General features: G+C 73.1%; 21 protein-coding genes. 12 read left to right on the top strand and 9 right to left on the bottom strand.

All coding sequences use genetic code 11. The annotated features are described in order from the left end of the window. Window positions 1-185: 185 nt before the first annotated feature. Together ACIPK4_RS00670 and ACIPK4_RS00665 are read left to right on the top strand one after the other, a co-directional pair. Complete coding sequence (locus ACIPK4_RS00670; RefSeq protein ID WP_402308069.1) at window positions 186-2,288, top strand: HelD family protein; 2,103 nt, start codon at window positions 186-188, stop codon at window positions 2,286-2,288. A 96-nt stretch (window positions 2,289-2,384) separates the two neighbouring features. Beyond that, window positions 2,385-2,909 carry a hypothetical protein gene (locus tag ACIPK4_RS00665; RefSeq protein WP_402308066.1) on the top strand — a complete coding sequence of 175 codons (525 nt, stop codon included), beginning with the start codon at window positions 2,385-2,387 and terminating at the stop codon, window positions 2,907-2,909. Window positions 2,910-2,915: 6 nt separating this feature from the next. On the opposite strand, the gene ACIPK4_RS00660 is transcribed toward ACIPK4_RS00665, so the two are convergent. Continuing rightward, window positions 2,916-3,635 carry a copper homeostasis protein CutC gene (locus tag ACIPK4_RS00660; RefSeq protein ID WP_402308064.1) on the bottom strand — a complete coding sequence of 240 codons (720 nt, stop codon included), beginning with the start codon at window positions 3,633-3,635 and terminating at the stop codon, window positions 2,916-2,918. Between the two features lie 106 nt (window positions 3,636-3,741). On the opposite strand from ACIPK4_RS00660, the gene ACIPK4_RS00655 reads away from it, so the two are divergent. Next, complete coding sequence (locus ACIPK4_RS00655; protein ID WP_402308061.1) at window positions 3,742-4,383, top strand: hypothetical protein; 642 nt, start codon at window positions 3,742-3,744, stop codon at window positions 4,381-4,383. A gap of 129 nt (window positions 4,384-4,512) precedes the next feature. Further along, window positions 4,513-5,736: a Cmx/CmrA family chloramphenicol efflux MFS transporter gene (locus ACIPK4_RS00650; RefSeq protein WP_402309043.1), complete on the top strand. Its 1,224-nt coding sequence runs from the start codon at window positions 4,513-4,515 to the stop codon at window positions 5,734-5,736. Between the two features lie 46 nt (window positions 5,737-5,782). Here the strand turns inward: ACIPK4_RS00650 and ACIPK4_RS00645 are convergent, their stop codons facing one another. Continuing rightward, complete coding sequence (locus tag ACIPK4_RS00645) at window positions 5,783-6,049, bottom strand: DUF4031 domain-containing protein (RefSeq protein WP_054225715.1); 267 nt, start codon at window positions 6,047-6,049, stop codon at window positions 5,783-5,785. Between the two features lie 7 nt (window positions 6,050-6,056). After that, complete coding sequence (locus tag ACIPK4_RS00640; protein ID WP_402308058.1) at window positions 6,057-6,434, bottom strand: hypothetical protein; 378 nt, start codon at window positions 6,432-6,434, stop codon at window positions 6,057-6,059. 101 nt (window positions 6,435-6,535) lie between these two features. Between ACIPK4_RS00640 and ACIPK4_RS00635 the strand changes: the two genes are divergently transcribed. From ACIPK4_RS00635 to ACIPK4_RS00615, 5 genes are read left to right on the top strand one after another with little or no spacing between them, the layout of a single operon-like run. Continuing rightward, window positions 6,536-7,540 (top strand): MurR/RpiR family transcriptional regulator, encoded by a 1,005-nt coding sequence (locus tag ACIPK4_RS00635; RefSeq protein ID WP_402308056.1) that lies wholly within the window; start codon window positions 6,536-6,538, stop codon window positions 7,538-7,540. After that, window positions 7,537-8,469 carry an N-acetylmuramic acid 6-phosphate etherase gene (gene murQ / locus ACIPK4_RS00630; protein ID WP_402308053.1) on the top strand — a complete coding sequence of 311 codons (933 nt, stop codon included), beginning with the start codon at window positions 7,537-7,539 and terminating at the stop codon, window positions 8,467-8,469. The genes ACIPK4_RS00635 and murQ overlap by 4 nt, the downstream gene beginning before the upstream one ends. Before the next feature lie 35 nt (window positions 8,470-8,504). Further along, complete coding sequence (locus ACIPK4_RS00625) at window positions 8,505-10,058, top strand: PTS transporter subunit EIIC (protein WP_402308050.1); 1,554 nt, start codon at window positions 8,505-8,507, stop codon at window positions 10,056-10,058. Between the two features lie 23 nt (window positions 10,059-10,081). Next, complete coding sequence (locus ACIPK4_RS00620) at window positions 10,082-10,456, top strand: hypothetical protein (RefSeq protein ID WP_402308047.1); 375 nt, start codon at window positions 10,082-10,084, stop codon at window positions 10,454-10,456. Then, complete coding sequence (locus ACIPK4_RS00615) at window positions 10,453-11,028, top strand: GNAT family N-acetyltransferase (RefSeq protein WP_402308044.1); 576 nt, start codon at window positions 10,453-10,455, stop codon at window positions 11,026-11,028. Before ACIPK4_RS00620 ends, ACIPK4_RS00615 begins: the two co-directional genes overlap by 4 nt. A gap of 37 nt (window positions 11,029-11,065) precedes the next feature. On the opposite strand, the gene ACIPK4_RS00610 is transcribed toward ACIPK4_RS00615, so the two are convergent. Continuing rightward, a complete protein-coding gene (locus ACIPK4_RS00610) occupies window positions 11,066-11,800 on the bottom strand; it encodes a hypothetical protein (protein WP_402308041.1) in 735 nt (244 codons plus the stop codon). Continuing rightward, window positions 11,797-12,018, bottom strand: coding sequence for a hypothetical protein (locus ACIPK4_RS00605; RefSeq protein ID WP_054225723.1), 222 nt, complete (start codon window positions 12,016-12,018; stop codon window positions 11,797-11,799). The genes ACIPK4_RS00610 and ACIPK4_RS00605 overlap by 4 nt, the downstream gene beginning before the upstream one ends. 115 nt (window positions 12,019-12,133) lie before the next feature. Here ACIPK4_RS00605 and ACIPK4_RS00600 point away from each other — a divergent pair, with 115 nt between their 5' ends. After that, the gene (locus ACIPK4_RS00600; RefSeq protein ID WP_402308038.1) at window positions 12,134-12,970 is read left to right on the top strand and encodes a Scr1 family TA system antitoxin-like transcriptional regulator; all 837 of its coding nucleotides are present in this window, start codon (window positions 12,134-12,136) and stop codon (window positions 12,968-12,970) included. Beyond that, entirely contained in the window at window positions 12,954-13,208 is a 255-nt protein-coding gene (locus tag ACIPK4_RS00595) for a DUF397 domain-containing protein (protein ID WP_402308035.1), read from the top strand. Before ACIPK4_RS00600 ends, ACIPK4_RS00595 begins: the two co-directional genes overlap by 17 nt. Window positions 13,209-13,214: 6 nt before the next feature. Here the strand turns inward: ACIPK4_RS00595 and ACIPK4_RS00590 are convergent, their stop codons facing one another. Together ACIPK4_RS00590 and ACIPK4_RS00585 are read right to left on the bottom strand one after the other, a co-directional pair. After that, window positions 13,215-14,618 (bottom strand): PQQ-binding-like beta-propeller repeat protein, encoded by a 1,404-nt coding sequence (locus tag ACIPK4_RS00590; RefSeq protein ID WP_402308033.1) that lies wholly within the window; start codon window positions 14,616-14,618, stop codon window positions 13,215-13,217. 68 nt (window positions 14,619-14,686) lie between these two features. Then, entirely contained in the window at window positions 14,687-15,868 is a 1,182-nt protein-coding gene (locus ACIPK4_RS00585) for a S8 family peptidase (RefSeq protein WP_402308030.1), read from the bottom strand. 388 nt (window positions 15,869-16,256) lie between these two features. On the opposite strand from ACIPK4_RS00585, the gene ACIPK4_RS00580 reads away from it, so the two are divergent. Then, window positions 16,257-16,583, top strand: coding sequence for a protease inhibitor I9 family protein (locus ACIPK4_RS00580; RefSeq protein WP_402308027.1), 327 nt, complete (start codon window positions 16,257-16,259; stop codon window positions 16,581-16,583). 14 nt (window positions 16,584-16,597) lie between these two features. Here the strand turns inward: ACIPK4_RS00580 and ACIPK4_RS00575 are convergent, their stop codons facing one another. Beyond that, window positions 16,598-17,197, bottom strand: a complete 600-nt coding sequence (locus ACIPK4_RS00575) for a phosphoribosylanthranilate isomerase (protein WP_402308024.1) — start codon at window positions 17,195-17,197, stop codon at window positions 16,598-16,600. A gap of 194 nt (window positions 17,198-17,391) precedes the next feature. Then, complete coding sequence (groL, locus tag ACIPK4_RS00570; RefSeq protein WP_376197820.1) at window positions 17,392-19,014, bottom strand: chaperonin GroEL; 1,623 nt, start codon at window positions 19,012-19,014, stop codon at window positions 17,392-17,394. Window positions 19,015-19,349 lie beyond the last annotated feature (335 nt).

Below are 19,349 nucleotides of genomic sequence, written 5' to 3'. Positions count from 1 at the left end.
ACACCCGTACGGGCGTCCTGCCCGGGAGGGAGGCCCGGCTCGGTAATCCGGTCGCGCCTGTCCGGCCCGCTGACTACAATCTCCGCTCTTGCCGCCTCCCGCCGCCGTTCCGGGGAGAGCCGCCCGCCGGTCGGAAACCGGTGGGCATCGCCCGTACCGATCGCTCAGCAGCTGGAGGCATTCCCGTGTCCGCGCACGCCCCCGAAGCCGGCTCCGAAGCCGCTTCCGACGCCGGCTCCGGCGCCCACCCCCTCGCCCGCGAGCAGGCCCACCTCACCGCCTCCCGCGCCGCGCTCCGCGCCATGCGCGAGGACGTCGAGGCCCTCGACATCCGCGACGTCACCGCGAACTGGGTCAACGCGATCGTCCTCCAGGCCCAGATCGACGACCGGATCAAGGCCCTCGCCGACCTCGCGCACACCCCGCTCTTCTTCGGCCGCCTCAACTACCTGCACGCACCCGGCGCGGAACTGGCCGAAGGCGCGGAGGGCGAGCAGTTCTACATCGGCCGCCGCCACGTCCACGACGCCGACGGCGACCCCATGGTGATCGACTGGCGCGCGCCCGTCTCCCAGCCGTTCTACCGGGCCTCCAAGAACGACCCGCAGGACATCGCGCTGCGCCGCCGCTTCGGCTACACCGGCGGCGATCTCACCGCGTACGAGGACGAGCACCTCTCCGACCCCGCCGAGGCGGCAGCCGTCAGCAAGCTGCTCCAGCAGGAGATCGAGCGGCCGCGCGTCGGCCCCATGCGCGACATCGTCGCGACGATCCAGCCCGAGCAGGACGAGATCGTCCGCTCCGGGCTGTCCGGTTCCGTCTGCGTGCAAGGCGGCCCCGGCACCGGCAAGACGGCGGTCGGCCTGCACCGCGTCGCGTACCTGCTGTACGCCCACCGGGAGCGGCTCGCCCGCACCGGCACCCTCGTCATCGGGCCGAACCGTTCCTTCCTGCACTACATCGAGCAGGTCCTGCCCGCCCTGGGCGAGCTGGAGGTCAAGCAGGCCACCGTCGAGGACCTCGTCACGCAGGGCGGACTGGAGGTCCGCGGCGCCGACGCCGCCGCGACCGCCGTCGTCAAGGGCGACGCCCGGATGGCGCAGGTGCTGCGCCGCGCGGTCCGCTCGCACGTCACGCCGCCCGCCGAGCCGCTGATGGTGGTGCGCGGATCGCGGCGGTGGCGGGTGCCGGCGTACGAGCTGGAGGAGATCGTCAAGGAGCTCCTGGACCGGGACATCCGCTACGGCGCCGCCCGCGACGCGCTGTCGCAGCGGATCGCGCACACCGTGCTCGTACGGATGGAGCAGGCGGGCGAGGCGCCGGACGACCGGGTCCAGGACGCGGTGGCCCGCAGCGCCGCCGTGAAGGCTGCGGTCAAGACGATGTGGCCGGCGGTGGACCCGGCGAAGCTGGTGCTGCGCCTGCTGTCGGAACCGGAGTTCCTGGCGGCGCACGCGGAGGGCGTCCTGTCGGAGGAGGAGCAGCGGCTCCTGCTGTGGCCCAAGCCGTACCGGAGCGTGAAGTCGGCGAAGTGGTCGTCGGCGGACCTGGTGCTGATCGACGAGGCGGCCGACCTGGTGGAGCGCACGCACTCGCTCGGGCACGTCGTCCTCGACGAGGCGCAGGACCTGTCGCCGATGCAGTACCGGGCGGTGGGCCGGCGCTGCACGACCGGCTCCGCCACGGTGCTGGGCGACCTCGCGCAGGGCACGACCCCGTGGGCCACGCGCAGCTGGGACGAGGCGCTGGCGCACCTGGGCAAGCCGGAGGCGGTGCTGGAGGAGCTGACGGCCGGCTTCCGCGTGCCGCGCGAGGTGATCGCGTACGCCTCGCGGCTGCTGCCGTCGATCTCCCCGGGGCTGGCCCCGGTCTCCTCGGTCCGTGAGACGCCGGGCTCGCTGGTCGTCACGCCGACGCCGGACCTGACGGCGTCGGTCCTGGACGCCTGCCGGGCCGCGCTGGCCCACGAGGGCTCGATCGGCCTGATCGCGGCCGACACCCGGATCCCGGAGCTGGCGAAGGCGCTGGAGGCGGCCGGGATGGCCCACCTGTCGCCCGGCGAGGAGACGACGGCGCAGTCCCGCCTCACCCTCGTCCCGGCGTCGCTGGCGAAGGGCCTGGAGTACGACTACGTGGTGCTGGACGAGCCCGCCGCGATCGTCTCCGGCGAACCCGACGAACGCACCGGCCTGCGCCGCCTCTACGTGTGCCTGACCCGTGCCGTCTCGGGTCTGCACGTCCTGCACGCCGCCGCGTTGCCCGCGGCCCTCGGACCTGCCCTTCCGTAGCTCCGGTGGACACGGCCGGTGGGCGGCAGGACGATGGACGTGTTCACACCTCCCCGGGCCCGGTTCTTGCGTGATCCATCCGAGGAAGGACGAACGATGAAACCCCGCATTCGACTGGCCGTGCTGGCGCCCGTGCTCGTGTCCTCGCTGGCACTCGGGTCGGCACCGTTGCTGGCGGCTTCCGCGCAGGCGGCAGCGGTGCCTTCCCTGACGTGCAGCGTGAAGCAGACCCCCAACACCACGGGCAAGTACAACGTCTCGGTCACAGATGCCCTGCCGGGTACGACCGTCACCGTCCACGGTGGCAGTGCGACCCACCAGTTCATCTTCTCCACCAAGGCCGACGACGACGGGAACGCCTCCACCAGCGGGTTCATCCCGGCCGGCAAGGTGACGGCCTCGAACCAGGACGACAAGGTCACCTGCGGCACCGTCAAGCAGGCCGAACAGAAGAACGCCCAGGACCAGTTCAACGCGGGCTTCCAGAGGGGTCTGTCCGAGACACTGAAAACCTGCAAGGCGCAGTCCAACCAACAGGGGTTCGTGCAACCGGACCCGAACTACGAGCGCGGCTACAACGCGGGCGTGGACAAGGCGCTCAGCAGCGCCAAGTGCAAGTAGTGCTGATCACCCGTCACCGAAGCGGCCGGCGGGCGGCGGCTGTGAAAGGGCCTTGCGCCATTGCGCGACCGCCGACGCCGAGACCGGGGCGTCCCACCCCTGCGGCCTGGCCGCCCCGCCGATGTGGAAGGCGTCGATGCCGGCGGCCCGCAGCCGCGGCAGGTGCGCCAGGGTGAGGCTGCCACCGACCATGATGCGCGCCACGTATCCCGGTTCGCCCCGCCGCGCCGCCTCGGAGAGCAGCACGGGAAGGCCCTCGTCGACCCCGTCGGCCGAACCTGCCGTCAGGTAGGCGTCGAGCCCCGGCAGGTCGGCGAGGGCCTTGCGCGCCTGGTCGCGGTCCGCCGCCCGGTCCAGCGCCCGGTGGAAGGTCCAGCGGCAGCCCTCCAGCTCCGCCAGGACGGCCTCCACCGCGGCCAGGTCGGGGCTGCCGTCCGGGGTCAGGAACCCGAGGACGAACTCCTGCGCCCCCTCCGCCCGCAGCGCCCGTGCCTGCTCCACCAGCAGGTCGACCGGGCCGGCGGCGAACCCGTCCGTCCGGCGGATCATCACGCGCAGCGGGATGTCGACCGCCGCGCGGATCGCCGCGAAGGTCTCGCGCGGCGGGGTGAGCCCGTCGGCGGCCATGTCGGTGACCAGCTCCAGCCGGTCGGCCCCGCCGGCCTGGGCCGCGACCGCGTCCCGGGCATCGAGGGCGATCACCTCCAGCAGCGCTTGGTTGCTCATTCGATGCCATCCTTCGCATACGGAAAATAGGTCTAGTCCAATATGAAGGGTACGGGCCCGCGCCCGCGCATCACCAGCACAAACACGCCACCCCCACAATGTGCCCATGACCTCCGACCTCCGCGACCGCTGGCACGCCACCACCACCGCCGCAGGCGCCGACCCCGACCGCGACCCCGGCCCGTACGCCGACCGGCTCCTGGCCGCCTGGGCGGAGCCGCAGCGCCGGTACCACACCACCGCGCACCTGGCCGACGTACTCGCGCGGATCGACGTACTCGCCGCGCACGCCGCCGACCCCGCCGCCGTCGAGCTCGCCGCCTGGTTCCACGACGCCGTCTACCGCCCCGACCGCTCCGAGAACGAGGAGCGCAGCGCGGCGCTCGCCGAGCGCGCCCTGCCCGAACTCGGCATCGACGCCGCCCGCACCGCCGAGGTGGCCCGCCTGGTCCGGCTCACCGTCACCCACGACCCCGCCCCCGGCGACACCAACGGAGAGGTGCTCTGCGACGCGGACCTGGCCGTCCTCGCGGGCGGCCCCGACGCGTACGCGGCGTACGTCGCCGCCGTCCGCGCCGAGTACGGCTTCGTCCCCGAGGACGCGTTCCGCACCGGCCGGGCCGCCGTACTGCGCCAGCTGCTCGGCCTGCCCCGCCTCTTCCGCACCCCGTACGGCACCGCGCACTGGGAGGCCCCGGCCCGCCGCAACCTGGCCGCCGAGCTGGCCGCCCTGAGCGACGGCGCATGAGGCTGGGGGAACGAGACCGGGGGGAACGAGGCCGGGGGGAATGAGAGCCGGGGGAACGAGACGGGGGGAATGAGATCCGGTGCGGGAAGGTTCGTACCGGACGTGCCCCCAGCTCCCGCTCGCTCCCGCATGCCCGTCGCCGTCCACGTCCTCGGCCTGGCCGTCTTCTCGCTCGGAACGAGCGAGTTCATGCTCTCCGGGCTGCTGCCGCCCATCGCGCAGGACATGAACGTCACCATCCCCCGGGCGGGCCTGCTCATATCCGCCTTCGCGATCGGCATGGTCGTCGGGGCGCCGCTGCTGGCCGTGGCCACGCTGCGGCTCCCGCGCCGCACCACCCTCATCGCTCTCATCAGCCTCTTCGGCCTCGGTCAGGTCGCCGGCGCGCTGGCCCCCTCGTACGAGTTCCTCTTCGCCTCCCGCATCGTCTCCGCGCTCGCCTGCGCCGGCTTCTGGGCGGTGGGCGCGGCCGTCGCCATCGCGATGGTCGGCAGGGACCAGCGCGCCCGCGCGATGGCGGTCATGATCGGCGGCCTGTCCATCGCCAACGTCCTCGGCGTCCCCGCCGGCGCCTTCCTCGGGGAGCAGTTCGGCTGGCGCTCCGCGTTCTGGTCGGTGGGCGCGGCCTCCGCCATCGCCCTCGTGGGCATCCTGGCGCTGATCCCGAAGATCCCGCTGCCCGCGGAGAAGCCCCGCCTGCGCCGCGAGCTCGCCATCTACGGCGACCTCCAGGTGTGGCTGGCCGTCACCGTCACCGCCCTCGCCGCGGGCGGCGTGTTCTGCGCCTTCAGCTACCTGTCCCCGCTGCTCACGGACGAGGCCGGACTGGACTCGGCGTGGGTGCCGTGGGTCCTCGCCCTCTTCGGCGTCGGCGCGCTCGTCGGCACCACCGTCGGCGGGCGGATCGCCGACGGCCGCCTCTTCGGCGTGATGACCTGGGGCATCAGCGCCTCCACCGCCTTCCTCGCGGCCCTGGCCCTGCTGGCCTCCGTCCAGGTCGCGGCCGTCGCGCTCGCCTTCCTGCTCGGCGTCTCGGCGTTCTTCACCGCCCCGGCCCTGAACGCGCGCGCCTTCAACGTCGCCGGCGCCGCGCCCACCCTCGCCGGGGCCACGACCACCGCCGCCTTCAACGTCGGCAACACCGGCGGCCCCTGGCTGGGCGGCACCGTCATCGACGCCGGCTACGGCTATGCCGCCACCGCCTGGGCCGGCTCGGCCATGACCGTCACCGCGGTCGGCCTGACGGTGCTGGCCCGGCGGATCGACCGCCGCACGGGGACCGGCACGACCCGCGTCATCACCCGGGCGGGCTCCGCCCCCGCGCCGGCCGACGCGGAGCCGGCGGGCCGGTAGGGCTCCGCCCCCGGCCCGGGTCTCTCCGCGCGCGCCGCGCCGCGTCCTACGCCGGGCGGCCCTTGGGGCGGCGCAGGCCCGCCTGGGTGAGGCGGCGGACCAGTTCCTTGCTGCCGATCTCCACCGCACCCGCCGCCACCGCGTCCGCGTAGCGGTACGACGGCACGTCGTAGTGATCGCGCTCGAACGCCTTCGGCGGGCAGCCGATCGACGCCGCGAAGGCGTGCAGTTCCTCGTACGAGACGTCGCTGACCAGGTGGGACCACATGCGGCCGTGGCCCGGCCAGGTCGGCGGGTCGATGTAGAGCGTCACCCGCGGCTCACCGGCCGGTCCCGAAGACGGGCCCGAGTGCGCCGACCGCGGCGACCTTCACCCCGGCCTTGCCGCACACCCAGTGCGGATCGGGCCCCAACTCCGGCTCCACGTCCAGCGCGTGCGGATCGCCGTGCGAGCAGACCGGGCACAGCGGCCAGCGCCCGTACTTCTCCAGCAGTGCGTCCTGTACGTCCTGGGCGACGAGTCCGGCGAGGTAGTCGACCCCCGCCGGCCACTGCTCCACCCACCACCGGCGGTGCGTGACCGAGTCCTCGACGAGGGAGACGACATCGGCGTCGGCGACCTCGCCCGCGACGAGATCGGCGAGCACGAGGGCACGGGCGGCGTGCAGCGCCTGTTCCAGGGGGGTCGCGTGGTCCATGCGCCCATTGTGAACCCGTACGGCCCACGTGGTGAAGGCCCTCCCCTGCCGGTGCCGGATGGCGCCTTGACCCCCACCCCGGCCGAAAATAGATTTCAGAGATGAGCGACGAGCCGAAAGTTGCTTTCAGCGAGGTCCCCGCCACGCCGCACGGCCACGCGGACGCCCCCGCCGCGCCCCACGCAGACGCCGCCGCAGCGCCCCACGGTGGCGCCTCCGCCCCCGGCCGCGGCCTTCCGCTGCGGGCCCGCGTCCGCAGCCTCGGCCCGTCCATGACCCCCTCCGTGCTGGCCGTCGCCGAAACCGTCGCCGCAGACCCCGCCGGCTGCTCCCGCCTCACCGTCAGCGCCCTCGCCGCCCGCACCGGCACCAGCGAGGCCACCGTCGTCCGCACCGCCCGCCTCCTCGGCTACCAGGGCTACCGCGATCTGCGCCTGGCCCTCGCCGCGCTCGCCGCCCGGCAGGAGTCCGGCGCGGCGCCCGCCGTCACCGCCGACATAGCCGTCGACGACCCGATCGCCGACGTCGTCGCCAAACTGGCCCACGAGGAGGCCCAGACCCTCGCCGACACCGCCGCCGGACTCGACCTCGCCGCGCTCGGCGCCGCCGTCACCGCGCTCGCCACGGCCCGCCGGATCGACGTCTACGGCGTCGGCGCCTCCGCACTCGTCGGCCAGGACCTCGCCCAGAAGCTGCTGCGCATCGGACTCGTCGCCCACGCCCACGGCGACCCCCACCTGGCCGTCACCGGCGCCGTGCAGCTGCGCCCCGGCGACGCCGCCGTCGCGATCAGCCACTCCGGCGCGACCGGCGACGTGATCGACCCCCTGCGCACCGCCTTCGAGCGCGGCGCCACCACCATCGCGCTCACCGGCCACCCCCACGCCCCCGTCTCCCACTACGCCGACGTCGTCCTGGCCACCTCCGCCGCCCGCGAGACCCGGCTGCGCCCCGCCGCCATGTCGAGCCGGACCAGCCAGCTCCTCGTCGTCGACTGCCTGTTCGTCGCCGTCGCCCAGCGCACCTACGAGACCGCCGCGCCCGCACTCGCCGCCTCGTACGAGGCACTCGCCCCCCGCCGGACCGCCAGGAGCCCCCGCCCATGACCGCGTCGTACGCCGCACTGCGCGCCCAGCTCGACACGCTGACCACCGAGGCCTTCCGCCCCGAACTGGCCGAGATCGACCGGCTCCCCACCCTGGAGATCGCCCGCACCATGAACGCCGGGGACGCCACCGTCCCGGCCGCCGTCGCCGCACAACTGCCGCGCATCGCCGCCGCGATCGACGCGATCGCGGCCCGCATGGCCCGCGGCGGCCGCCTCGTCTACGCGGGCGCCGGCACCGCCGGCCGGATGGGCGTCCTGGACGCCAGCGAATGCCCGCCCACCTTCAACACCGACCCGGCGCAGGTCGTCGGCCTGATCGCGGGCGGCCCCGGCGCCATGGTCGAGGCCGTCGAAGGCGCCGAGGACTCCGCCGGGCTGGCCGCCGCCGACCTGGCCGCCCTGGAGCTGGCCGCCGCCGACACCGTCATCGGGATCTCCGCCTCCGGCCGCACCCCGTACGCGGTCGGCGCCGTCGAGTACGCCCGCACGCGCGGCGCCCTCACCGTCGGACTGTCCTGCAACGCCGGCTCGGCGCTCGCCGCGGCCGCCGAGCACGGCATCGAGGTCGTCGTCGGACCCGAGCTGCTGACCGGCTCCACCCGTCTGAAGGCCGGTACCGCGCAGAAGCTCGTCCTGAACCTCATCTCGACGATCACCATGATCCGGCTGGGGAAGACGTACGGGAACCTGATGGTCGACCTGCGCGCCTCCAACGAGAAGCTGCGCGCCCGCTCCCGCCGGATCGTGGCCCTGGCCACCGGCGCACCGGACGAGGAGATCGAGGCCGCGCTCGACGCCACCGGCGGCGAGGTCAAGCAGGCCGTCCTCGTCCTCCTCGGCGCCGTGGACGGCCCCACCGCGGCCGGCCTCCTCACCACCGCGCACGGACACCTCCGCGAGGCCCTCGCCCTCGCCCGCGACCTCTGACTGCCCCGTTCCCCCCGACGCAAGGCGATCACGACATGTCCACTGACAAGAACCGCGCCACGGCCGCCGCGATCCTCCCCCTCGTCGGCGGCCCGGACAACATCAGCTCGATCGCGCACTGCATGACCCGGCTGCGCCTCGCCCTGCACGACCGCTCGCTGGTCGACGACCAGGCGCTGCGGGCGCTGCCCGCGGTGTTGGGCGTCGTCGAGGACCCGGGGGCCCCTCCCGGCGGCCGGGGGGCGTACCAGATCGTGTTGGGGCCGGGGACCGTCGCACGGGTCACCCCGGAGTTCGAGGCGCTCGTCGAACAGGGCCGCACGCCGGCCGCCGGGTCCCGCAGGGCCGGCCCGGCCGACACGGCCGGCCCGGGGGGCGACACCCGTACGCCCGTCACCGCCGCGGTACTCGCCGACCGCGGCGCCGCGTTGAAGCAGGCCAGGCAGGCCCGCAACCGCACCCCCGTGAAGCTGTTCCTGCGCCGCATCGCGAACGTCTTCGTCCCGCTGATCCCGGCCCTCATCGGATGCGGCATCATCGCCGGCCTGAACGGCGTGCTGCTGAACACCGGCTGGCTGCCCGCCGTCGTCCCGGCGCTCGCCGCGATCGCCTCCGGGTTCATGTCGCTGATCGCGGTCTTCGTCGGCTACAACACCGGCAAGGAGTTCGGCGGCACGCCGATCCTCGGCGGCGCCGTCGCCGCCGTCATCGTCTTCCCCGGGGTAGCGAAGATCGACGCATTCGGCCAGCACCTCTCCCCCGGCCAGGGCGGCGTCCTCGGCGCCCTCGCCGCCGCGTACCTCGCCGTGCACGTCGAGAAGCTGTGCCGCCGCTGGGTCCCCGAGTCGCTGGACGCGCTCGTCACCCCCACCCTCACCGTCCTGGCCTCCGGCCTGGTGACGATTTTCGGCCTGATGTTCCTCGCCGGTGCGGTCGCCGACGCCATCGGCTCCTTCGCGACCTGGCTCCTCGCCACCGGCGGCGCCTTCGCCGGTCTGATCCTCGGAGGCCTGTTCCTGCCGCTCGTGATGCTGGGCCTGCACCAGGCCCTGATCCCGATCCACACCACCCTCATCGAGCAGACCGGCCACACCGCGCTGCTGCCGATCCTCGCCATGGCGGGCGCCGGCCAGGTCGGCGCCGCACTCGCGGTCCACTGCCGGGTACCGCACAACCGCTCCCTGCGCACCACCATCAGGTCCGCGCTCCCGGCGGGCTTCCTCGGCGTCGGCGAGCCGCTGATCTACGGGGTGTCGCTCCCGCTGGGCCGCCCCTTCGTCACCGCCTGCGTGGGCGGCGCGGCCGGCGGGGCGTTCGTCGGGCTCTGCAACCAGCTGGGGATCGCCTTCGGCGCCACCGCGATCGGCCCCTCGGGGTGGGCCCTGTTCCCGCTGCTGGACGGCCCGTCGGGGCTGGGCCTGAACCTCGCGATCTACGCGGGCGGGCTGCTGGCCGGCTATGTGGTGGGCTTCGCAGCCACCTGGTTCTTCGGGTTCACGCCGCAGATGCTGGCCGACCTCAACGCCGATCATGAACCAGATCCGGCCACCGCCCCACCGGCCAACGAACCGGCTGTAGCGAAAATCTAGCGGCGTTCGGGAGACTGACTGGTATGCAGCTCCCCGCCGAAGCCGTTGCCGCCACCGCTGTCGTCGAGGTCGTACGCCTCTCCACGCGCCCCGAGCGCTACGGCGACCCCATGACCGGCGACGTCGTCTCCCGCTGGACCGGCCGAGAAGCCGCCGACTCGCTCGGGCTGCTCTCGTCCATGCCGCCCGGCAAGGACCGCGTCTGCTTCGCGCCGGGCTGGGGACTGCGCGCGTACGACGCCGCCGACCAGCTCCTGTTCGAGCTGATCTTCTGTTTCAGCTGTCACCACGCCTGGCTGTGGGGCCCGGCCGTCCCCTCGGACGCGGCCTTCGACACCATCACGGGCACCACCGGCGACGCCGAGGCGCTGCTCGCGCACTTCCGCAACGCCGCGTGACGCTTCCCCCCGTGGTCCCGCCCGGCCGCATGTCGGCCCGCCCCCAGCCGGTCCTGGACCTGCCCGGCCCGTTCCTCCTCCGGCCGTGGACCCCGTACGACGCCCCCGCACTGGTCGAGTCCTGCCACGACCCGGACATACGCCACTGGAACCGTCCGCCGATGCTGTCTCCGGCCGAGGCCGTCGCCCGGATCGAGCGCTGGCAGGAACGCTGGCACACCGAGCACGCAGCGATCTGGGCGGTGGCCCCGGCCCCGGGCGGGCCGCCCGTCGGCCTGATCGGCGTGGCCGACCTCGACCTCCCGGCTGGGAGCGGCGAGATCCTCTACTGGCTGCTGCCCGCGGGCCGGGGCACCGGCGTCATGACCGCGGCCACGGACCGGGTCGGCCGCTGGGCCTTCGAGGAACTGGGCCTGCACCGCCTGCGCATCACCCACTCCGTGGCCAACCCGGCGTCCTGCCGCGTCGCGACGAAGGCAGGTTTCCCCCTGGAGGGCACCATGCGCGGCGCCCTCCTCCACGCGGACGGCTGGCACGACGAACACCTCCACGCCCGCCTGAGCACGGACTGACGCCGGCGCGGCCCGCAGGCCGCGCACTCCATCGGGCTCACCCTGGACCAGACACCGAAGCACTGATGAACTCCACCGACTGGCCGGCCCCGTTCCCGGCCGCCGCGGTCCGCAGGAAGGACACCAGGTCGTCCGTGCTGTAGCCGAGCTGTGGCCCCCGCTCGGCGGCCATGAGCAGGAGCTGGCCCACGATCTCGGCGCCCCAGCCGTCCGTACCGTCGGACGCCCACTCCCACAGCTTCTCGATGCCGAGGTCGGTCATCAGCAGCCCGTACCCGGTCCGGACCTCCCCGCACAGCTCCCCCACGGCGTCCAGCAGCCGCGCGCCGGGCCGCTCGCACCGCAGCGCGAAACACCCGCCGAGTTCCTCGGGCACGCAGCCCCGTGGCGGCCGCGCCTTGATGGCGTCGTAGCGCGGGTCGGCGTAGCCGGGCGCCCGGCCCACCGGACTGTGGACCAGCGTGAAGCGGTGCCAGCCCGGCGGCGGAGGCGGCTGCGGCCGCCAGGCCTTCAGCCCGAACGCCTCGTGCACGAGGGCCGTCGCCTCGTCCGCCGTCTCGGCGGTCTCCCGCACCCGCCGCTTCCCGTCGTCGCCCACCGCGGTCCACAGCCCACTGGCCTCGTGCAGCTCCACTCGCACCTGGAGCCCCATCCCGCTCCTCCTCCACCCGGGCCCCGCCAGGCCCTTCTCCAGCCAGCACAGCTTCCAGGCCAGCTCGAACTCCCAGGCCCGCGCCGCCGCGCGGCACCCTTCCAGGGCGGCCTCGCTCACGCGGGGCGGGCCCGCTCGTGGAGCACGACCGCCAGCCGGAGCGCGGTGGTGAGGTTGCACCGCCCGAGGTCGATCAGCGGCAGCCCGTACGTCCCCGCCGCCGAGACCCCGTCCACGTCCAGCGAGGGAAGGGTGACCCCGACGCCGGCGAGGGACTCCCTCAGCTGCCGCACGGCCTCCTCCGCCGCCTGCATCCGCTCCTTGGCCGTGAGCACCATGACATGTCACCTTTCCACTCTGAGTATTCAGCTTCGACACACAGAGTGGCGACGGGCTCGCTAGCCTTTCAACACGGACACCGCAACAACGGCACGTGTTGCCAGGAGAGTTGCCATGGCAGGTAAGAACCTCGACCCGTCCTCCTCACCCCGCGCCCTGCTCGGCGCCGAACTCCGCGTGGCCCGAGAACGCGCGGGCCTCAGCCAGGCCGAGTTGGGCGAGCCGCTCTTCGTCAGCGGCTCGTTCATCGGCCAGCTCGAAGCCGGCACGCGGCGGATGCACATCGAATTCGCCCGGCAGATAGACGACATCCTGGGCACGGCCGGCTTCTTCAGCCGCAACTGCGGCGCCCTGGCAAAGTCGAAGTACCCGAACCACTTTGCCGAGGCCGCAGAGGCGGAAGCGGAAGCCAAGACGATCCGGGAGTACGCGCCCCTGGCGCTGCCGGGAATGCTCCAGACAGAGTCGTACGCGCGCGAAGTGTTCGTCGCGTATCAACCCACAGCCACAGAGGAAGTCATCGCTGAGCTGGTCACGAACAGGCTGGACCGCGCCAAGCTGCTGTCTGATCCAACAACCCCCCTGTTGTGGTGTGTGCTTGACGAAACCGTCCTCCGGAGAGTCGTTGGAGGCGGGACGGTGATGGCGGAGGCCCTGCGCCACATCGCAACTCTGATCCGCAAGCGCCGGATCTTCGTGCAGGTACTGCCGTTCAGCGCGGGAGCACACTCCTCGATGGGAGGCACCCTGAAGCTGATGACTTTCGAGGACGCTCCCCCGCTCGCCTACGTCCAAGGCAACGCCATAGGTGTACTCCTGGACGATCCCGCCACAGTGACCCGCCACTCACTGACCTACGATCTCCTCACGGCCAGCGCGCTGTCACCTACTCAATCACTGGCCCTGATCGAGTCCGCGGCGGAGGAATACGAGCATGACCAGCACTCGTGAGTACGACCTGTCCACGGCCACCTGGCACAAATCCAGCTACAGCGATGGCACAGGCGGCGACTGCCTGGAGATGGCCACCTGGCGCAAGTCCACGTACAGCGCCGGCGACGGTGGCAACTGCCTCGAAGTCGGCGACGGCCACCCCGACCTCGTTCCCGTCCGGGACTCCAAGGTCCCGGACGGCCCGCACCTCACCGTCAACGGTCCGGCCTGGACCGCCTTCGTCGCCAGCCTCTGACCCGGCTCACCAGCCGATCGTCGGGGCCACGTCGAAGATCGGCGGGAGGCGGGTGTCGTCGTCGAGGTTGACGAACGTACGGCCGTAGAGCGCGAACGACTCGCCCAGCCGCAGGCGCCGCAGCACCGTCGATTCGCCGCGCGGCTTCCCGGTGCCCGGGTCGAGGTGCCACAGGTGGGTGTACGCACCCTCGGTGATCACCGCGATCCGGCCGGTGCGGTCGGCCGCCAAGGCGCGGATCCGCCACTCGTCCTCGAAGGCGCGGGTCCACAGGTGGCGGCCGTCCTTCAGGGAGAACGCCGCCAGGACCTCCCGCTGCTCCCGTTCCGGGACCGACGCGTACAGCACGTCGCCCGCGACCAGCCACTCCGCCGGGCCCGTGGTCGGGACGTACGGCGCCTCCCCGTCGGGCTGCGGGCGGCCCGCCTCGTCGAAGACCAGCAGGCGCCCGGCACCGACGGCGGCGGCCGGGGAGGCCGACACGATGCGCGGGGACTCGTACCCGACCGGCATCGGGAACCGCCAGGCGACGGCGCCGGTGCGGGCCCCGAGCGCGAACAGCTCGACGCCCTGGTCGGTCCGGGCCAGGAGCAGGACCCGGTCGGGGCCCGCGGCCACCTCCATGGGGACGGCGCCCGCGGGCAGCGGGGAGCGCCACCGCTCGGCGCCGGTGGCCAGGTCGTGGGCGAGAACGGCGTCCGCGGTCGCGACCACGGCCAGCGAGCCGCCCGCGGACGGCCGGCCCACGAGGTGCGGGATGTTCGTGGTCCAGAGCTGCTTGCCGGAGGTGACGTCCACCGCCACCAAGCGGCCGCCACAGCCGTCCAGCACGGTGGCGAAGGTCAGCAGACCGGTACCGGAAGGGCTGTCCGCGCTCATCGCGCACACCGCCCCGCCTGCCGGAACGCGCAGGCTCCAGCCCCGGCGGCCCTCCCCGTCATAACCGGTCACACCATCCGCACCGGCCCGGACCACGAACCCCGTGGCCGGGGGGCCCGCCCAGGAGCCGAGCGGCTTCCCGACCACCGCGCTCCCCGGGGCCTGGTACGAGAAGAGGTCCATGTGCGGGCCGCGCAGCCACGAGAAGCCGAGCCAGGCCGGACCCAGCGCGACGAGCGCGAGCACCACGGCCATGACCCAGCCGACGGCGGAGCGGTACCCGCGGCCCTTCACGACCGACCACCACAGGCCGGCCGCGGCCGACCCGGCGACCAACGTCCACAGCACCAGCCACCCCAGCCCGCGCGGACAGCCCGCGGTGTGTCCCACGCTGCACACGACGTCGGACATGTCCGCGGCCGACTTCAGGCACAGGACGGCGTACAGCACCGCGACCGCGCTGAACGCGCAGGCCGCGGCGAGCCGTACGTGATCCCGGAGCCGCTTCACGAGCGGCGGTGGCGTGTCCATGATCCCCCCCGGCCCGCAGCCTATCCGTGAACGGGCGGCGGGCCGGGACCGCCGGAACCCTCCGGCGGTCAGAGACCGGCGGTGTACAGCAGCCGGTTGGGGGTGCCCTTGCTGACGCTGGTCAGAACGTCCTTGGTGGACTCGTCGTCGAGGAACTCGTTGATCTCCGCAGGGCTCGCGGTCGGGTGCGCCTGCTTGTAGAGGACGGCGACACCGGCGACGTGCGGCGCGGCCATCGACGTCCCGTCGAGGGCCACGCTGCCGCCGCCGAGCTTCGCGGAGACGACGGCCTGGCCGGGGGCGTAGAGCGAGACGCACGTACCGAAGTTGGAGAAGGAGGTCTCCTCGTCCCACTGGTTGCTCGCCGCCACCGTCAGCACGCGCGCGGCGGACGCGGGCGAGACCGTGCAGGCGTCCTTCGCGGAGTTGCCCGCCGCGACGACCGGCAGCACACCCGCGTCGGAGAGCGCGGTCGCCGCGTCGTTGACCGCGGTCGACTTGTCCCCGCCGAGCGAGCCGTTCAGCACGGCCGGCTGCTTGGCGTTCGCGGCCACCCAGTCCATGCCCGCGATGATGCCCGACCACGTGCCGCTGCCGTCGCAGCCGAGGACGCGGACGCTGACCAGGTTCGCCTTGCGCGCCACCCCGTACGTCGAGCCCGCCACCGTGCCCGCCACGTGCGTGCCGTGGCCCTGGCAGTCCATGCCGTTGCGGCCGTCGCCGATGGCGTCGAACCCGAACGTCGCCCGGCCGCCGAACTCGGTGTGGCCGTAGTCGATGCCGGTGTCGAGGATGTACGCGGTCACCCCGGCGCCGTTGCCCTGGGTGGTGAAGTCGTTGTCGAGCGGCAGGTTCTTCTGGTCGATCCGGTCCAGGCCCCACGACGAGGACGGCGCCCGCATCCCGGGCGTCCTGGTCGGCGTCGGCACGGACTGCACCTTGGCGTCCTCCTCGACCGACTTCACCCCGGGGCTCACCCGGACGATCTGCAACTGGAGCGGGGTCAGCGGGACGGCGAAGCCGGTCATCGCCTTGCTGTAGACGAACGTCGGCTTCAGACCCAGCTCCTGCGCCACCTTCGCCGCGTCCTGCCCCTTCTCCAGCGTCACGATGTACTGGCCGGGCACCGCGTTCTCGGCGGTGTGCAGAGGCACCGGGGTCGGCTCCGGGGTGTCGGCGGCGGCCGTACCGGCCGCGACCGCGGGCACGGTGAGCAGGGCGGTGGCGGCCAGGCGTGCGAGCAGGCGCATGGAAGGAACTCCCTGAAGGCGGTGGGCCGGAAGGCCGGCATGGACCGGAAGGTCGGCATGAAGGAGCCGCCCCGGCGAGGACGCGTGCCTCTGCGGGGGCGGCCCTCCTTCCATCGGTGCCACCCCGGCGCGTCCTGAACCGCCGTGCACCGCCAGGCGGCCCACACGTCGCCAGCGCCCGTACCGCCCGTCCCACCCGCTGCGGAAAGGGCGATCCCCTGTGCCGTCCGGGCCATGACCACGCCCGCGCGGTCCGCGGCCCTCCGCCAAGATCACCCGTACGGCCCGCCACCACACCGGGGAGCGCGCGGCCGACGCGCCCCCCGGTGCCCCCGCCACCCCCGCGGACGTCGTTGACCTGCGCCGTCGTACGTGATGGCCTCGCCCCATGCGCATCCGTGTGAGCCGGGCCCTGCCCGCTGCCGCCGTCGTCGTACTGGCCGCTCTGACCGCCTTCCCCGCCCCGGCCTCGGCCGCCGTCCGTGACCCGGTCCCGTACGCGGCGCCCGTCGACCACCCCACGTACATCGTCACCGTACGCAGGGACCTCGACCCCGCCGACGTGGCGCGGCTCGTCGGCGCCACCCCGGTCCACGTCTTCGACAGCACCCTGCACGGCTTCGCCGCCCGGCTCGACCCCGCCCAGGTCGCGGCCCTCCGGTCGCTGCCGGGCGTCGAGGCCGTCGAGGAGGACGGAACCGCCTCGGCCGGCTGACGACGGGCGCCCGATCAGCCGCGGGCGGCCCCGATGAAGGCGCGGATCAGGGCGGGGGACTTGACGCCGCGCTCGCTCTCGACGCCGCTGGACACGTCCACGCCCCAGGCTCCGGTGGTCTGCACGGCCTCGCGGACGCTGTGCGGGGTCAGCCCACCGGCCAGCAGCCAGCGCCCCTGCGGCGCGGTGAACTCCGCGGAGCCCCAGTTCCACGGCTTGCCGGAGCCGGGGTCGGGCGCGTCGATCAGCAGCAGGTCCTCGCCGTACTCCCCGCACCGCCCGACGTGCAGGGCGGTGGCCCGCAGCAGGGTCCGGCCCTCGGCGCGCAGCGCCCCGTAGAACTCCGGGCCCTCGTCGCCGTGCAGCTGCACTCCCCGTACGCCGCTCTCCTCGGTCAGCCGCCGCACCTCGTCGACCGGCTGCCCGCGGAACACCCCGACGGTGAGCACCGAGTCCGGCACGTCGGCGGCCAGCGCCCGCGCCGTGGCGACGTCGACGGTGCGCGGGCTGCCCGGCGCGAAGACGAACCCGACGGCATCGGCCCCGGCGTCCACGGCCGTGGCGACGTCGTGCGCGGTCTTCAGCCCGCAGATCTTGACGAAGAGATCGCTCATGCACCCAGTCAACCAAACCGCCCTGTTGCGTGGTGATCCGTCTCGGCACCCGGGCGCGGCCCTCCATGCCCCGCCACCCGGGACCGGGGCTCATGCCCGGCCCGCCGAAACGCCCGAGGGCGGCACCCCCTGTACGGGAGTGCCGCCCTCGGTCGTGAGAACAGCCGATCGGCTGCGGCCTGAGCCGCGGTCGATCAGAAGTCCATGTCACCGCCCGGCATGCCGCCCGGCGCGCCCGCGGCGGCCTTCTCCGGCTTGTCGGCGATGACGGCCTCGGTCGTCAGGAACAGCGCGGCGATGGACGCGGCGTTCTGCAGAGCGGAGCGCGTGACCTTCGCCGGGTCGATGATGCCCTCGGCGATCATGTCCACGTACTCGCCGGTCGCGGCGTTCAGGCCCCAGCCGACGGTCAGGTTGCGGACCTTCTCCACGACGACGCCACCCTCGAGACCACCGTTGACGGCGATCTGCTTGAGCGGGGCCTCCAGGGCGAGCTTCACGGCGTTGGCGCCGGTCGCCTCGTCACCCGAGAGGTCGAGCTTCTCGAAGACCGCGGAGGCCTGGAGCAGGGCCACGCCACCACCGGCGACGATGCCCTCCTCGACGGCGGCCTTCGCGTTGCGGACGGCGTCCTCGATGCGGTGCTTGCGCTCCTTGAGCTCCACCTCGGTCGCGGCGCCGGCCTTGATGACGGCCACGCCGCCGGCCAGCTTCGCGAGGCGCTCCTGGAGCTTCTCGCGGTCGTAGTCCGAGTCGGAGTTCTCGATCTCGGCGCGGATCTGGTTGACGCGACCCTGGACCTGGTCGCTGTCACCGGCACCGTCGACGATCGTGGTCTCGTCCTTGGAGATGACGACCTTGCGGGCGCGGCCGAGCAGGTCGAGGCCCGCGTTCTCCAGCTTGAGGCCGACCTCCTCGGAGATGACCGTGCCGCCCGTGAGGATGGCGATGTCACCGAGCATGGCCTTGCGGCGGTCGCCGAAGCCCGGAGCCTTGACGGCGACGGACTTGAAGGTGCCGCGGATCTTGTTGACGACCAGGGTCGACAGGGCCTCGCCCTCGACGTCCTCGGCGATGATCAGCAGCGGCTTGCCGGACTGCATGACCTTCTCGAGCAGCGGAAGGAGGTCCTTCACGTTGCCGATCTTGGAGTTGACGATGAGGATGTACGGGTCGTCCAGGGACGCCTCCATACGCTCCATGTCGGTGGCGAAGTACGCCGAGATGTAGCCCTTGTCGAAGCGCATGCCCTCGGTGAGCTCCAGCTCCAGACCGAAGGTCTGGGACTCCTCGACGGTGATGACGCCTTCCTTGCCGACCTTGTCCATCGCCTCGGCGATGAGCTCGCCGATCTGGGTGTCAGCGGCGGAGATGGAGGCCGTGGAAGCGATCTGCTCCTTGGTCTCGACATCCTTCGCCTGCTCCAGCAGGGCGCCGGAGACGGCCTCGACGGCCTTCTCGATGCCGCGCTTGAGGGCCATCGGGTTGGCGCCGGCAGCCACGTTGCGCAGGCCCTCGCGGACGAGCGCCTGGGCGAGCACGGTGGCGGTGGTCGTACCGTCGCCCGCGACGTCGTCCGTCTTCTTGGCGACTTCCTTGACCAGCTCGGCGCCGATCTTCTCGTACGGGTCCTCGAGCTCGATCTCCTTGGCGATGGAGACACCATCGTTGGTGATCGTGGGGGCGCCCCACTTCTTCTCAAGGACGACGTTGCGACCCTTGGGGCCAAGGGTGACCTTGACGGCGTCGGCGAGCTGGTTCATCCCGCGCTCGAGACCGCGCCGGGCCTCCTCGTCGAACGCAATGATCTTGGCCATCTGAAGTGGTCCTCCAGGACTGGGGTTCCCCTTGCACCGACGGCGCGAGGGGAGGGTTGGATTGCTCCGGACCGCGCCCGCGCCCGCGACGGACGGCCTGCGTGCCCGGCGGTTCCTTCCCGCCGGACCCTGCGGGCCTCACCGACCCGGTCCTGTGTAGTAGCACTCTCAGCACGAGAGTGCTAACGCCAATGATTAGCACTCGACCCCTCCGAGTGCAAGCGGCTTCGGGCAGCGGGGACGGTTCACCCGCGCCCGGCAGCGGACACGCCACGAGGGCCCACATCCCTCCTCAAGGATGCGGGCCCTCGTGTGTATGCGTCGGTGGTCGATCG

Source organism: Streptomyces sp. NPDC086989, from assembly GCF_044745505.1.
Taxonomy (GTDB): domain Bacteria; phylum Actinomycetota; class Actinomycetes; order Streptomycetales; family Streptomycetaceae; genus Streptomyces.
The sequence above is the reverse complement of the archived record's forward strand: the minus strand, read 5'-3'. Positions and strand labels throughout refer to the sequence as shown.

Coding starts and splice junctions, on each gene's coding strand:
- ACIPK4_RS00655 (WP_402308061.1), top strand. CDS start 3,742: ATGACCTCCGACCTCCGCGACCGCTGGCACGCCACCACCACCGCCGCA.
- ACIPK4_RS00585 (WP_402308030.1), bottom strand. CDS start 15,868: ATGCGCCTGCTCGCACGCCTGGCCGCCACCGCCCTGCTCACCGTGCCC.
- ACIPK4_RS00575 (WP_402308024.1), bottom strand. CDS start 17,197: ATGAGCGATCTCTTCGTCAAGATCTGCGGGCTGAAGACCGCGCACGAC.
- groL (WP_376197820.1), bottom strand. CDS start 19,014: ATGGCCAAGATCATTGCGTTCGACGAGGAGGCCCGGCGCGGTCTCGAG.
- ACIPK4_RS00635 (WP_402308056.1), top strand. CDS start 6,536: ATGAGCGACGAGCCGAAAGTTGCTTTCAGCGAGGTCCCCGCCACGCCG.
- ACIPK4_RS00590 (WP_402308033.1), bottom strand. CDS start 14,618: ATGGACACGCCACCGCCGCTCGTGAAGCGGCTCCGGGATCACGTACGG.
- ACIPK4_RS00620 (WP_402308047.1), top strand. CDS start 10,082: ATGCAGCTCCCCGCCGAAGCCGTTGCCGCCACCGCTGTCGTCGAGGTC.
- ACIPK4_RS00605 (WP_054225723.1), bottom strand. CDS start 12,018: ATGGTGCTCACGGCCAAGGAGCGGATGCAGGCGGCGGAGGAGGCCGTG.
- ACIPK4_RS00600 (WP_402308038.1), top strand. CDS start 12,134: ATGGCAGGTAAGAACCTCGACCCGTCCTCCTCACCCCGCGCCCTGCTC.
- ACIPK4_RS00650 (WP_402309043.1), top strand. CDS start 4,513: ATGCCCGTCGCCGTCCACGTCCTCGGCCTGGCCGTCTTCTCGCTCGGA.
- murQ (WP_402308053.1), top strand. CDS start 7,537: ATGACCGCGTCGTACGCCGCACTGCGCGCCCAGCTCGACACGCTGACC.
- ACIPK4_RS00595 (WP_402308035.1), top strand. CDS start 12,954: ATGACCAGCACTCGTGAGTACGACCTGTCCACGGCCACCTGGCACAAA.
- ACIPK4_RS00640 (WP_402308058.1), bottom strand. CDS start 6,434: ATGGACCACGCGACCCCCCTGGAACAGGCGCTGCACGCCGCCCGTGCC.
- ACIPK4_RS00665 (WP_402308066.1), top strand. CDS start 2,385: ATGAAACCCCGCATTCGACTGGCCGTGCTGGCGCCCGTGCTCGTGTCC.
- ACIPK4_RS00580 (WP_402308027.1), top strand. CDS start 16,257: ATGCGCATCCGTGTGAGCCGGGCCCTGCCCGCTGCCGCCGTCGTCGTA.
- ACIPK4_RS00625 (WP_402308050.1), top strand. CDS start 8,505: ATGTCCACTGACAAGAACCGCGCCACGGCCGCCGCGATCCTCCCCCTC.
- ACIPK4_RS00660 (WP_402308064.1), bottom strand. CDS start 3,635: ATGAGCAACCAAGCGCTGCTGGAGGTGATCGCCCTCGATGCCCGGGAC.